Raw genomic sequence first — 14,372 nt, 5'->3', positions numbered from 1 at the left:
TCGAGAAAAAACCACCACTGCGATGGCCTGTCGCTTCCACATGCTGCTCTATACCAGGCATAGCCATGCTCATCCCACGTTCCTTGCACAAACTATCATTGGGCCATTATCGAGAGGGAGGCAGCGCGATTTGAAGACACAGTTCACGGTAAAAAAACCATTCAGCGGCCGTGTCAGCTCACAGTGGCTCGCAAGGGAAAAGCGTTCAAGGCTGAATATTTGGCGGGATATTTCTGAAACCCCAAAGACCGCTGACTTATATGTAGTCCGCGTCGCAACTTATTGTAGGAACAGTCCTACTTTAAAAGTTGAATCACTTTACCCCGCGCACAAAAAACCCGGGGCCTGCCCGGGTTTGCTGGTCATTTCAGTAACCGTCAGTGTTGCGCCATGTCCAGCACCACCCGCCCGCCGCACGGGCATTGGTCCATGTAACGATGCGCCTCGACCACCTGTTCGAACGGGTACACCTTGATGATTTGCGGCGTCAGCAGTTGGTCGGCGGTGAACTGGTTGATATCGCGCAAGGCACGCTGCAGTGCCACCTGGTCCTGGCTGATGCCAAGCTCTGGCTTGCCGGTGAAATTACCGATGCAGTGCACATAGAACTGAATGTTTTTCTGGAATGCCGCACAGGCCGGGAACGGTGTCTGGTTGCCACCTTGCAGGCCGTACAGCACCAGGCTGCCACGCGGCGCCAACACATCGCCCAACAGCGACATCTGCGGGCCACCCATGCCATCGAGCACCATGTCAACGCCGCGGCCATCGGTGTACTTGCCAATCTGCAACAGCAGGTCCTGCTCTTCAGTGACAATCACTTTGTCTGCGCCCAGACCCAGCAGGTACTCTCGCTGCGCCGCATCCTTGGTGGCGGCAAACACTTTCAGCCCCAGGGCCCTGCCCAGCTGCACGAAGGCAGGCCCGGCGCAATGGCTGGCATCGGTGACCAGTGCTGTCTGCCCGGCCTTGGCCCGTGCCAGGTCGACGTAGGCGAAATAGGCAATCAGCAGCGGGGTGTAGTGCACGCTGGCCTCAATCGGGGTAAGCACATTCGGATAGCGAGTAATGGCTGTACGCGGCAGTACGATGACATCGCCATATACCGGGTGGTCGTTGGCGCTGGTGGCCGGGAAACTGGCAACCCGGTCACCGACGGCAATGTCATCGACCCCTTCACCGACCGCCGTCACCACCCCGGCCATTTCGTGACCGATCCCTGCTGGCAGACGTGCCTGGGACGGTGCCAGATTCTGGCGCCAAAGCACGTCATACCAGCTGACGCCAACCGCTTCGACGCGGATCTGCACCTCGTCGGCAGCGGGTGACGGTTCGGCCTGCTCTTCGCAACGGAGCACGTCAGCAGCGCCGAACTTGTGGAAACGGATCATGCGGGACATCGCATACCTCGCCTTTGTGAACCTCTAATTACCACTGACTCTATCCGGGCTTTGCCCGTTAGACCATCAGTGGGCATTAATAGTCGACATGCTTGTCATCGATTGGGCACCTGACTTTCCCTGCGATTGGTCCCCCTAAACCCGTGCAGGGTAACAGCCTTTGGCCTTAAGATTCACCTCTGCCCCACATTAGGCGAAGCGCACCGATGAATCGAAACGACCTGCGTCGTGTAGACCTCAACCTGCTGATTGTGTTCGAGACGCTGATGCACGAGCGCAGCGTGACCCGCGCCGCAGAAAAACTGTTTCTCGGCCAACCGGCCATCAGCGCGGCGCTGTCGCGCCTGCGCAACCTGTTCGATGACCCGCTGTTCGTGCGCACAGGGCGCAGCATGGAGCCATCGGCACGGGCCCACGAGATCTTCGCCCTGCTGTCACCGGCACTGGATTCGATTTCCACTGCAGTCAGCCGCGCTGCCGAATTCGACCCGGCCACCAGCAATGCGGTGTTCCGCATCGGCTTGTCGGACGACGCCGAGTTCGCCTTGCTGCCGCAACTGCTCAAGCGCATTCGCGCCGAGGCGCCCGGTATCGTGCTGGTGGTGCGACGGGTCAACTACTTGCTGATGCCAACCCTGCTGGCCTCGGGCGAGATTTCGGTGGGTGTCAGCTACACCAGCGAACTGCCGGCCAACGCCAAGCGCAAGGTGCTGCGCCGCAGCATGCCGAAACTGCTGCGCGCCGACAGCGTACCCGGCAGCATCACCCTGGATGACTTCTGCGAGCGGCCCCATGCGTTGGTGTCGTTTGCCGGGGACTTGTCCGGTTTCATCGACGAAGCCCTCGAGGAAATCGGCCGCAAGCGCCACGTGGTGCTGGCGGTACCGCAGTTCAACGGGCTGGGGAGCTTGCTGGCAGGCACCGATATCGTGGCTACGGTACCGGACTACACGGCGGATGCACTGACGGCCGCCGGCGGCTTGCGGGCCGAGGATCTGCCGATACCCGTGCGCAGTTTCGAACTGCACATGGCCTGGCGCGGGGCACAGGACAATGACCCGGCGGAGCGGTGGTTGCGGTCGCGGATACAGATGTTTTTTGGCGACCCTGAGAGTCTTTAGGGGCCGTCGGGCAGGCTGTTCAACTGATCACTTCTGTCTTTTCATAGACCGTGAAGCTCCATTCACTTCCAGTGGATTGCTACATTAGGGGCACATCTGAGGGTATGCTTTGGATGGTTTGAAAATGATGCCCCCAATGTAAGGTCCAACTGTAAAGGGCCGGCGCCATATCCACGGGAATGCGCGCAGACGCGCAATCTTGGAATGCCCGGCATCGCTCCCACGGGTTCATCTCCATGACGATGTCAGTCAACAGCAAACCGCAACAGGTACCGATGCCATTCCTGGCATTGGAGCCCATGCGCCTCAAAATCACCTGCACACAGTGCCAATGCAGGTATGGCGTGATTGGCTCCGCCTACTTCTGCCCTGCGTGTGGTCACAACGCCGCAGACACCAGTTTGAGCAAAGTATCAGTGGGATCAAGAAGACTATTGAGCAACTGGATGTCGTCAAGTCAGCCAGTCCCGACCGTGATGCAGCGGAGTACACCACTCGACTGCTCATCGAAAATTGCCTGCAGAATGCAGTGACCGCCTTCCAACATGTGATGGAAGCACTCCATGGCTCGCTCAAGCTTGGACACCAAGTGAGGCGAAATGCTTTCCAGAATCTTGTTGAAGGTAGCCAGCTTTGGGCTGACGCAATCGGCACCCGCTATGAGCAGCTCCTACCAATCGAGCGTCTTGAACGGCTGACAATCTTGTTCCAACAGCGCCATCTGCTGGCCCACACCCAGGGCATCGTCGACGAGGACTACGTAAAAAAGAGCGGGGACAGCCGTTATCGAGCGGGCCAGCGCATTGTGGTCAACAGTGATGATGTTTCGGAGATTGTCAGTATTCTTGAGCAACTGACCACCAGTGTGCGCAAGGCTATTGAATCGATTCCATCCCCCACTGCTAACGAGGCGGAGGGGAGCTCTCAGGGATAAACGTTCCAACCCGGCCCATTCATTTCTGAGATAGGTACAGCCTGAGGTGGTAGGCCACGAAGGCGTCACCCTTTGGATGCAAAACACACAGAACCGATCTAAGCCGATTCACGCAGGGACGCCTCACTTGCCGCAACGCTACTGCTGCACGCCGAAGCTCACTCGTGTACCCCGTCCACCTCAACACCACTGCCATCTCGTTCTCGGGAGCAGCTACGGTTGCCAGAGCACCTCGTCCTTGGGAAAAACACAAAGCGGTTTTCAACGGTCTACCTGGGTTATTCGTCACGCCGCCACCCCACTGAGTACAAATGTTCTCCTATCGGGTCTCGCAGGATATACTGTATGTATCAACAGTAAGTCAACCTGTCGCACCTCCCCCCATCCGGCTCGCCACATGGGGCTGCCGTTGATAGAGCGCAGATGACTCTAGCGCAGTGGGTTCAACGTGAAGGTCACTGAAGACACATACAGATGGAGGAACCGTCAATGTCACTTAAGTCGTCGTTCGCCACCGTACTCAAGACGCTTAGAAGCAAGCGAAATATCTCGCAGCGCAACTTCGGCGACACGAGTCGCACTTATCTGAGTAAGCTTGAAGGCGGTCACTGCAGCATTACGCTGGACAAGCTTGACCAACTCAGCCAACGGGCTGGAGCTGAGTCCATTGACAATGTTGGCACTCACCTTGAGCCTGGAGTCTGGCAAACCTGCAGTCGAGCTCATTGATCACCTGCGGTTGGAGATTGAAGACCTGGAGAGCGATGGAGGTATCCCAGGACTGGAACAGGCAATGCGTGGTCTTTCTGCTCGTCTGCCTCACATAATCCAGCCCTCCCATGCTCCCCAGGCGCTGCCATCAGAGATCTGCTTTCCAGCGTCTTAAGCTACAGGGCACCATACTCGTGCCACGGGCGCCCTGTAAAAAACGCACATCGCTGTGATCCCCGCGATACCCTGGTGAATCTGCTGCCCCCCCCTGCCACCCTGCGACAGCGGCATAAAGCCCATTTCAAGCATGGCGGGATCTGCTGCCCGCTCAATCTGGACAATTACACGCTCGTACTGCGTGCCTTGCATGGCACGCGTCCCTAGCCACCGCCCATCTAGGGCAAGTAAGCTCCAGAGCAGATAGCCAAATGCCATATTCTGCTAAGGAAGACAGGATGCTAGATACACGCCGCTCCATGCCTGCCGTGCTGGATCGCCACATCGAGAAAGAAGAGGATGACGCCTTCGGGCACCGGCACTACGCGCAGGCCCTCCGGAGCTTGATTGAAGATGAAGGTCATCAGCCACCATTCAGCATCGGCTTGCTAGGCGGCTGGGGCACCGGTAAGAGCTCCATCAAAGAGATGTATACGCACGCCTTGGCTGATGACACCTCGACAGCGGGTGGACGCCGCCCGCGCAGTCAGCGTTTCAAAAGCATCACGTTCAACGCTTGGAGATTTGGTGGCAAGGAACAAGACATCAAGCGCGCCCTCCTACGGCACGTGTTCCTGGAGCTGGGTGGCGATGAGAGCAAACTTCATGATGACCTCTACCGCAATGTGACCCACACAGAGACGGTCAACAAGGGTGTCGGTGAACTGACCAAGCAACACCTGATGAGCTGGGTTGCCCCTGTACCGGCGTTCCTGATCGCAGTGATCACCTATCTGCTCTTCGTAGCCGCAGGCTTGAAATGGCTACCGCTGGAGAATGCCATCGTCCAGTCGCTTTTCGTTGCTGCGGTCACTGGGATTTATGCTTACCTGATCAAGGTGATGAAACCGACGGCAGTCAGCCCCTTTAATACCGTCACTCGCGTCCATCTGCCCAGCGCCAGTGCTGAGCAGTATGAAGAGATGCTGTTGCAGCAGTTGCGCAAGTTCAAAGCGTCGAGAAGTAATGCGGTACCCTACGAGCGCCTCGTCATCTTCGTGGACGACCTCGACCGACTCTCAGCGGAAGAAATGGTCTTGGGCCTGGATGCCGTGCGTACATTCATGGAGATCCCGGTCAACAAGCTTCCGGACAACCTCGGCCTGGTATTCGTGATTTCATGCGATGAGGGCAAGGTTGCGGATGCGCTCTCGCGCCGACGCGGCAACCCTGAGCAACCAGGCTCAGTGTTCAACCCCACCGATGCTCGGCGTTACCTTGATCGCATTTTCCAGTTCAGGCTGGAGATTCCGCCTCCGCCGCGAAGCGACATGCGCCAATTCGCGCTTTCCAAGCTCAAGAACTTCCCAGACCTGGTGAAAGACATCTCCGATAGAGGCGCCTCGGTTGAACAGGTGGTGGATCGGATGATTCACATCAACGTCACCGATCCGCGTAATGCCCTTCAGATCGTAAACGCATTCACCCAGACTTGGTGGCTTGCAAAAGAACGCGAGCTTGGCGCCATTGGCAGTGAGCGACCTGGCGGCCTGCATGAGGGTGCCGTCACAAACTACCCGGTTGCGCTAGGGGCATTGAGTGCCGCACGTGTGAGCTTCCCGGGATTTTACCAAGACCTGCAAGGTGACCCGCAGCTGCTGGAGCGCCTCACGAACTTGATGGTCAGGCAGGCGCTGCTCGATGACGAGCCTCTCGAAACTCGCCATGTACTTAAGCGCTATGTGACTCAAGAAGAGGGAGCGGAAAAAACCAGCGTGCTCGATGGGCAGCGCGATCTGCGTCAGTTCCTGGCCAGCCTGGTGGGCATTCAATGGCCGGGCTCGCTGCAGAGCCTGTTGTTGCTGTCCGAGGACTTCGCGACAAGACAATACGGCCCCCATGCTGCGCGGATCTATGGCTACCTGGTCTCCGGAGACACACAGGGCTTCCTGGAGGCCCTTTCTCCTCGTGCCAACGAGTCCTTGAGCGATCAAGAGACTCAGCTGTTGCACGGCATGCTAAGCGAGCTGCATCGCACTGAAGACACGCTCAAGTTCAACGCGATGCGTGTTGTGGCCGACATCATTGATCGCTTGCCGCCGCGTACCCGCGATCTGGTGCTGGGGATTCTGAGCAACGACATCGTGACCTCTGACAGTCTTCGCTCACTGCTTGGCGTAGAGAAGATCGGTCGGATCACCGCTATCTCGAATCCAACGGATCAAAAGCAGATAGCCTCGGTGTTGATCGACGAGCTGCTGACGCCTGACAAAGCCTGCACCATGCGCCTCCAGTCGGGTCAGATGCCCAATCTGGAAGAAACCATCATCATGGTTGAAGGCGCATCGCAGATAGTGCTCAGCGTGTTTTCCGCTCATGGTCTTGGGCCGGCAGCGAAAGACCGGCTCATGCAATGGCTGTCCAGACGCATAGTAAAAACGGGCTCTGGCTCAATCACCCTCCCGTTTAGCCACCTGCAACGCTGGATGGATGAGTTCGAGACGTCGTTGCTACCGGAGATCGGAACGGCGTACGTAAATCAGTTGATCACTGCGCTACACGGCCATGAAGAACCGCACGATGAAGACGATCTGATTGACGGGCTGGATATGCAGCAAACGACTGACAGGATCAACTCCGTCTGGGATCGCATGTCCAGCGAAGGTGATGAAAGCCGTGATGAGCTTTGGGAGCAGGTGACCAACCTTTCGAACATGAGCGCACCGCTCATCATCGGCTGCGTGATCCGAGCACTGGAGCAATACGTTCCTTACTCAGACGAAGAGCAGTTGCTGAAGTGCCTGGCTAGATTCAGCATCCGAGTAGCTGACCTCGATAACGAGACCATTGATTACCAACGCGCATTCCGGTTGATTGTGGATCTCGGTGCTGAGCGCAAACCGTACTTCAACGACGAATGGCGGGAGAGCTTTACCGATTTTGCGATCTCGTTGAGTACCACTGATGGCTATGCCGATGATGCTGCTGAGGTGCTACGCAAATTTGTGGTGGATCATCCGCGCAGCCTTGCGAGAGTGCTCGATCATTGGATCAGGAGACCCCTTAGCGCCATTCCTGGCGTATGCCGCAATCAGCTGTTTGAGGTATTCGGATCACTCTACGAGCACGACCAAACCTCGCTCGTCAATCAACTGACCACGCTCGTAAGCAGCCAAGAGCTGGATGATGCGCAAGGGGCGCTCTACACAGACGCAGCCACGCATATCCCCTTGCAATACTGGAGCGACAAACTGCTACGCCCTCATGTGGATGCGCTGATGTTGGCGGCCCCAAGCAAAATAGCCTCATGGGACAACGTGCTGCGACAGCTTGTCCCAGGCATTTCACTGGTGTTCATGCAGGCCACTCCGACAGTGTTGGGGCCAGCGCTGCAGAAATTGTTCAGTGGTGCCAAGGGACACAAGCATGCCTTCGAGAGTCTGCACAAGCACTTCTGCGGGCGTTGGCCAACGATTGAGCAGCTTCCCCACGGCTACTCTCCTCAAGCGCTCTTCAACGAAGCAAGGCAGCAGGCCTCATCATCACCAGGCATGGTCGGCAAATACACGCTAGCGTCCATGGAAAGCATGATCACCGGCGGTATCGTTCCATCGACACAAGGTGCTCAACTGGTGGACACAGCATGTGCCGTCTGGCAACAAAATCCCGCACAAGCCATCGACTCCCTGACATCCGGGCATGTAAGGCTCAGCAGCCCTCAGCTCACTACGCTGGCTGATGGTGTCGACTTCAACAAAGCAGTACAGGTTGAGATGCTTGAACGCGCGTGGACGGCGTTGATTCCCGAGTTGCCGGTGGACGAATACGTGAGCGCTGGCAAAGCAGTATTGCTGAAAGGCCCACGGGGCAATGTGAACGACCCTGATCTTGCCTTCTCCATCTGGTGCCGCGCGCTCAAAATCGAAGCATTCAACAACCTAAAATCCATGCTGTTGCACAGCGAGATCACTGATGAGCAACGCAAAAGGGTTTACGGTCACATTTTCCGCGCCTACATGGATGAGAAGGAGTCGAAGGAGCTGCCAGCACTGGCACTTCAACTGCTGAAGATTCCGGAGAGCCCTCTCACTTGGACAGCCGTCAATGGCCTGCGCTCTGAAATCAAAGATCGGCTGCCTAGTCATGAAGAGCGATTGGCATATGCACGTCTTCTGCTGCGTGAGATTCCGAATGCGGCTTCAGATACGGCCAAAGGACACATTGCTGCCTGGGCAAGAGCGTTCGGAACCGAAGCGCTGCTCAAGGAGCTTGATCCGGCACGGTTATCAGAAGCCGATCTGCAAATCATCAACACTGCTTTTGGCACAAGCAAGCCTATGGCTGGCCTGCTGAAGCGCTGGCTCAACCGGAACTGAAAAGCCGACAGCTCCAGATGGGCGGGCAACCTATGCCCGCCCTCGCCGTCGACTAGTGATCGATCAGGATCTCAAGGGTTGTAGCCCACAAGTTTTTCATCTGTATCAAAATCGACCCACTTGACCTGGTGAATTCGGATCTCCTCCCGATCCAGAGCCAGTGCAGGTTTGTAGCGAGGTACCGGAGGAATCTCATCCCACCAGCTCGGCTGATCCTCGCCCTTCTTCTTGGCCGCCCAGATCTGTGGACTGTAGTACTCACCCTCATCTACAGGTTGCCGAAGGGAGGCGAACTCAGCTTTGTACTTAGAGTCGGTATGGTGCACACCGGATGCCTTATTAAAGAGGATCACGTTGTGTCCAGGTGCGACATCATCACGCTTACCCAGCTGGATTGACGGGAAGTAGATGCCGTCCAAGTTGAGCGTAGGATGCATCGACAGGTAGTCGGCGATCGCCTGCGTAATCAAGTAGCCGTGATCCGCCAGATCCGGCATCACTGGTATCAACAACTGGTTTTTCAGGCTCGCTAGAAAAGCGGCTCGCTTCGCCTGCTCGACGCGTTGGGGGTCAAAGTAGCTGAGCCGACTATCAGGACGCGTTTTGTTCAACGCACCCAAATTGAGCAACCGCAGTGGGCGAGTCACCTGGAACGCGGCGGTTACCACATAGCTTCCAACAGGTGGTCGAACCTCAGCAATGGCGGTTCTGTCGTTTGTAGCGCCATAAAACACTGAGACGCCTTTGGCATTCATCCGTCCTGCGGCCCCTACTCCCGACGGAGGTGGCCCTAAGAAACGCTCAGGATGGAGCAATGCTTCCTCAACACTGCTATCAGAGGAAAACACTCTCGCCCGTTTAAAGGTATGCAGGGGTTGGCCAGGGCCGATCGTGAATATGGCTGAGCGTGATCCGCGAAGGTGCAATTGATCGACGTTGCCAAAGACCTGCTCAAGTACACGCGTGACAGCTGGGTTCACGAACCGTGCTTCCTCGCGGAGGCTACGCTCCATCTCCCTCCACTCATACGTCATGTCGATGCTCGCTGAAGCGCCCTCTCTGAAGTACGGATCCTCATCTCTCCAGCCGTCCCAAAGGACTTCACCGATATCGTTTATCAGCTCATCCGAACAGCCAAGTACACGGTGAAGCACGTCCGTCCAGTGCTCCCCGATCGGCGCGTGGTTGTGGAGGTAAACCGAACGCGGCTGTTCGACGACCTCAAACGAAGAAAGCGCAGACTCCCGACACTGCTCGATGAGCGCCTCAAGCGGCACGACACCACTCTCCTTCTGACAGTAGCTACACTCGTCGGTATCATCGAAGTCCAAGTAGTCTTGGAGATAGCGTTCAACAACGCACTCTGAGCATACAAATTTCAACACACTGCCTCCCTTGGCCTTAAGGAAGGTCTGAAGTAGCCCTGTATTTCCGGTCGACTTCAGCCCTCGCTGCTTTTGAAAGCGGGCCGTCGATCAAATTCGACCAGGTAACCCGCTCAGTTCTCCGTTTTTGGCCGCCGCGAGCACCTCGCAGCAGCCATTTTCCGCATTACAGGTGCACCTTTCCTGCGGTAGTCAGCAAATGTCGGCGCGCCATCCATAGGTTCGACAGCGCGAACAGCGTCACCAGCTGAGCGGTGTTCTTGGCCAGGCCACGGAAGCGCACCTTCACGTAACCGAACTGGCGCTTGATCACTCGAAACGGGTGCTCGACCTTCGCTCGCACTTGTGCCTTGGCCTTCTCGATCTTGCGCTTGGCTTTGTACAGGGCGCTGCGTTTATCGAGCTTCTTGTAGGTGCTGCGGCGTGCTGCGACCTGCCAGATCACTTCGCGGCCAGCATGTTCGGGGCGCTTTTCGACGCCGGTGTAGCCGGCATCGGCGCAGACGACGTTCTCGTCACCGTGCAGCAGTTTGTCGACCTGGGTGATATCCGCCACGTTGGCTGCCGTGCCTACCACGCTGTGTACCAGCCCCGACTCATCATCCACGCCGATGTGCGCCTTCATGCCAAAGTAATACTGGTTCCCTTTCTTGCTCTGGTGCATTTCCGGGTCGCGCTTGCCGTCCTGGTTCTTGGTCGAGCTGGGCGCGTGGATCAGTGTGGCATCGACGATAGTGCCCTGGCGCAGCGACAGGCCGCGATCCCCCAGGTAGCCATTGATTACGCCGAGGATGCCGGCTGCCAGCTCATGTTTCTCCAGCAAGCGACGGAACTTGAGGATGGTGGTTTCGTCGGGAATACGCTCGAGGCTCAGCCCGGCGAACTGACGCAGGATGGTCGTCTCGTAGAGCGCTTCTTCCATGGCCGGGTCGCTGTAGCCGAACCAGTTCTGCATCAGATGGATACGTAACATGGCCATCAGCGGATAGGCTGGACGACCACCTTCACCCTTTGGGTAGTGTGGCTCGATCAGGGCAATCAATCCCTTCCACGGCACCACCTGATCCATCTCGATCAGGAACAATTCCTTACGGGTCTGCTTGCGCTTGCCGGCGTACTCGGCGTCGGCGAAGGTCATCTGCTTCATGGAAAAACTCGGCTGGCGGGATCGGCGTATTTCACCAGATTCAGGAAGTCTTTTTCAGACCTTCCTTAAGCACACTTGGGCCCCAAATCTGCGATACTACTGGATCACGCTATTAAAGACTGCTCATCAATTTTCGTCGTTTACCGCGCACGGGCTAGGCAACAGCCCATTGCTACAACCTTAAGTGCTTGGTAAGCAGCGGTCATGGCAGTGACTACTCTAACTGTTCGACCACTCTAGAATGAGTACATCTATGTCTGCTTCAAAGGCATCCGCTTAACCATCTTGCTGTTCATCGTCAAACAGGCTCCCGACTCGGAAGCCCATCTAGACAGATCCGTGCCCTCTAAAGATTTTGGGCACAGCAACGTAACACCACCCAAAGTAAAAAGCACAAGCCCTTCTACTACCGGATAATTCCTTTTCGTAACAACGTTCCCCCAGCTCCTATCAAAATCTTCTGCAGCATAGGTTTCCTTCAACATATAAGGAAACACCCGCACATCCTTAATACCTGCTAGAACTGCAGCCTGATCGACCGCAGCGGGCACAGCTGACGGCACAATAACGAGCGTACCAATTATCAGAGCCACAACACCAAAAAATGCGTTGCGCACCCGAACAAAGGTCTCACCCCTTGACACATAGAATGCGATAGCGGGAACAAAACCAAGGATGGTAATAAATATCGAAATAAAAACAGCCTTACTCACACCGCCTTGACTGTAAAACAACGAAGGCGTGCTCAAAACAGCTAGCATTGGAAAAGTGGCAGCGATCGCTGCCACCCAGGTAGCCATAGCCAAAGCAGACATGTGCTTCAGGTGGATAACCCCAAAGCAATGGACAGCCTTATCACCTGAAATAGCCTTATCAAGCAGAACAGTGAACTTGGGAATGAAAAACAATACAAGCATACCTATCACCACCCATACAGCGGAGTCGACAAACACAGGGACTACACTTGTATTATGAGTCAGCAAGGTCGAGCAAACTGTCGCGACAACGCCAGCAAGCGTGGGGATAAGCAGATAGCCCGCCATCGCACGCTGGACGTCCGGTGTTTTTTTGAACAGATTGACGGCAACTGCGTATGAAGCCGTAGTTAAGAGAAGAAGCAGCAGATAAAAAATCAGCAAAAGACTTGACACAACGACCCAAGGCCATACCTCCGAAGGTGCCGCCAAAGCCTTACCTATCAATTCGGGCGATCCAATTTCATGCAAATAGGCAAAAATAACGACGAAAGCTGCAAGCGCCCCCACAGCTGTCACTGTAGCGCTTGCTGACACCAGACTCCCCAACGCCCTCCAAACATTAATACCTTGAAGACTCGTGGGAACTCCGCTCTTTAAATCCGACATTACTAAATTCACCTCCATTCAATTAATTCCACCACGCGCCCAAAAAAAACCAATGAAAACCACCTCTCACAAGTTCATTGGGCGCACGGTAAAGAGACCGATCCGATACGACGGATTGACATGGGTAGCTACGCCCTATCCCTTAGATGGGAATAACTTTGTAGCAGTCCGAACACAAATGTACTCCTCACTGCTAGCCAACTGCGACGCTCACAAATTCTCGATATTCCCCGAACCGCTCAAGACCTGCACACCACGCTAGAATGAGATCGCTTCCCCACCTCACGTGGTGATGAGTACCCGTTCGCCCTGCACCGTGACTAACCCCACCTCCGTGCGGATATCAAGATACTCATAGATCGCACGGACTTTGCTCACGAAAGCTGCGTCGCCACTGAGCAGAACATTGGTGAATATCGCCGTAGACGCATGCGCCGCATCGCTGATTGACGCGATGTGACGGTTTTCCTTGTCTAGACGGCTATCAGGGTTGTACCCAATGACGTTGAGGACGTTATAGATGCTAGTCACTTTCTCGAACCGGTAGAGCTCGCGACCATGGATCGGACTGGCTGAAATGCCGAGGAAGTTTTCGATCGTGAACCCTCTGTCCTTGTAGCCGTCAAGGTTCTGGTAACGTGCCCAGATTTTCTTGATGACATTGGGCGCTTCAATGTTGTTCAGTTGCACGGGCCCCGCCCCAACTGCTTCACGGTACCCCTGGATACCAGATTTCGCACCCGATTCATCGATGTGCTTGGTCATCTCCTGCGCCGACAGTTGCGTGGCCTTTTCGTACGCCCTTTGGGTGATCTCAATATACTGATCGGCTGCAGCGACCAGTTCCGGATGTGTGTCCGCCAAGGCTGCCGCTCCGTCAGCGACCATCTTCATCAACCCTTTGAATGCCTCCGTTTGTTCGGCGGCGATGTCCTCAAAACTGTTGTCTTTGCGTCCACCGAACATCTTCAGAGTGGTCTGATGAGCTGAGGCAAGCATCTGATCGAAGAATGGTGCAGTAGCGACGTACTGCTCAAAGGCAGCTACGGGAGGCGTTGAGGCGAGAAACATCTGCCCTGTCGGCTGGAACGCGCTATCAACGTCATGCTTGAGGATCATGGCATTGAACCTGGACAGAACCTCCAAGAACTTGTCAGGCTGCCCACTGCGTTTTATCTCCCGCAGCGTATGGTCGGAATATACGATCTGAAAGTCTTTGGAGAACTGGGTGAAAAACGCCGGATCTCTCTGCTTAACGGCCAGATCGATTACATTTTGATCAAAGTAGACCGTGGGTCTACCGTTGTACATAGGCCATTCTTGCTGCTCATCCATACCCTTACCCCTCATCCTTTATTAGCGCGTCTGCCGCGCAACCCTAGCCGTAGACCTCAGTGGGAGGAAGCCCAAGCCTTCCAGTCAGTCATTCATATCATGAAAAACCGTCGTGGTTATGGATGACGCGGAGGGTCGTTAGACACCTCATAAATAAAGCGATTGCAAATGGTCACCGGCAAGCCGCACAGCGGGCCAGCGCACAAAGCCCAGCGCACGTCCTTCATAACCCACCCGCAAACCACTCGACGAGCGCTCAATTTCGCATCAGCAACATACCCACAATGACGATTGTGAACGCAACAACGCTAAAGCTACTGCCTCACGCCCTCGCTTGGAGCTCTGAATCAGCCTCTAAAATTCACAAATATCGATTCCTCACTATTCACGCGAAATTTTTTTAAGGTATAATCCCGCCATTCGAAATCCGAGAACCTCCATTC

General features: G+C 55.6%; 8 protein-coding genes. 3 read left to right on the top strand and 5 right to left on the bottom strand.

Features of this window, described 5'->3' with window-relative positions; all coding sequences use genetic code 11:
- Nucleotides 1-377: 377 nt before the first annotated feature.
- Nucleotides 378-1,400 (bottom strand): zinc-binding dehydrogenase, encoded by a 1,023-nt coding sequence (locus tag GST84_11480; GenBank protein ID XGB12953.1) that lies wholly within the window; start codon nucleotides 1,398-1,400, stop codon nucleotides 378-380.
- A 206-nt stretch (nucleotides 1,401-1,606) separates the two neighbouring features.
- On the opposite strand from GST84_11480, the gene GST84_11475 reads away from it, so the two are divergent.
- From GST84_11475 to GST84_11465, 3 genes are all read left to right on the top strand, one after another.
- Nucleotides 1,607-2,521, top strand: coding sequence for a LysR family transcriptional regulator (locus GST84_11475; GenBank protein XGB12952.1), 915 nt, complete (start codon nucleotides 1,607-1,609; stop codon nucleotides 2,519-2,521).
- A 199-nt stretch (nucleotides 2,522-2,720) separates the two neighbouring features.
- Nucleotides 2,721-3,455 carry a hypothetical protein gene (locus GST84_11470; GenBank protein XGB12951.1) on the top strand — a complete coding sequence of 245 codons (735 nt, stop codon included), beginning with the start codon at nucleotides 2,721-2,723 and terminating at the stop codon, nucleotides 3,453-3,455.
- 1,166 nt (nucleotides 3,456-4,621) lie between these two features.
- Entirely contained in the window at nucleotides 4,622-8,698 is a 4,077-nt protein-coding gene (locus GST84_11465; GenBank protein XGB12950.1) for an NTPase KAP, read from the top strand.
- A 71-nt stretch (nucleotides 8,699-8,769) separates the two neighbouring features.
- Here the strand turns inward: GST84_11465 and GST84_11460 are convergent, their stop codons facing one another.
- The 4 genes from GST84_11460 to GST84_11445 all read right to left on the bottom strand — a co-directional run bounded on the left by GST84_11460 (nucleotide 8,770) and on the right by GST84_11445 (nucleotide 13,095).
- Complete coding sequence (locus GST84_11460) at nucleotides 8,770-10,083, bottom strand: RES domain-containing protein (GenBank protein XGB12949.1); 1,314 nt, start codon at nucleotides 10,081-10,083, stop codon at nucleotides 8,770-8,772.
- A gap of 166 nt (nucleotides 10,084-10,249) precedes the next feature.
- Nucleotides 10,250-11,230 (bottom strand): IS5-like element ISPpu18 family transposase, encoded by a 981-nt coding sequence (locus GST84_11455; GenBank protein ID XGB12948.1) that lies wholly within the window; start codon nucleotides 11,228-11,230, stop codon nucleotides 10,250-10,252.
- A 251-nt stretch (nucleotides 11,231-11,481) separates the two neighbouring features.
- Nucleotides 11,482-12,594 (bottom strand): hypothetical protein, encoded by a 1,113-nt coding sequence (locus tag GST84_11450; protein ID XGB12947.1) that lies wholly within the window; start codon nucleotides 12,592-12,594, stop codon nucleotides 11,482-11,484.
- 282 nt (nucleotides 12,595-12,876) lie between these two features.
- Nucleotides 12,877-13,095, bottom strand: a complete 219-nt coding sequence (locus tag GST84_11445) for a hypothetical protein (protein ID XGB15751.1) — start codon at nucleotides 13,093-13,095, stop codon at nucleotides 12,877-12,879.
- Between the last annotated feature and the right edge of the window lie 1,277 nt (nucleotides 13,096-14,372).

Source organism: Pseudomonas putida (assembly GCA_041879295.1).
GTDB classification, from domain to species: domain Bacteria; phylum Pseudomonadota; class Gammaproteobacteria; order Pseudomonadales; family Pseudomonadaceae; genus Aquipseudomonas; species Aquipseudomonas putida_Y.
The sequence above is the reverse complement of the archived record's forward strand: the minus strand, read 5'-3'. Positions and strand labels throughout refer to the sequence as shown.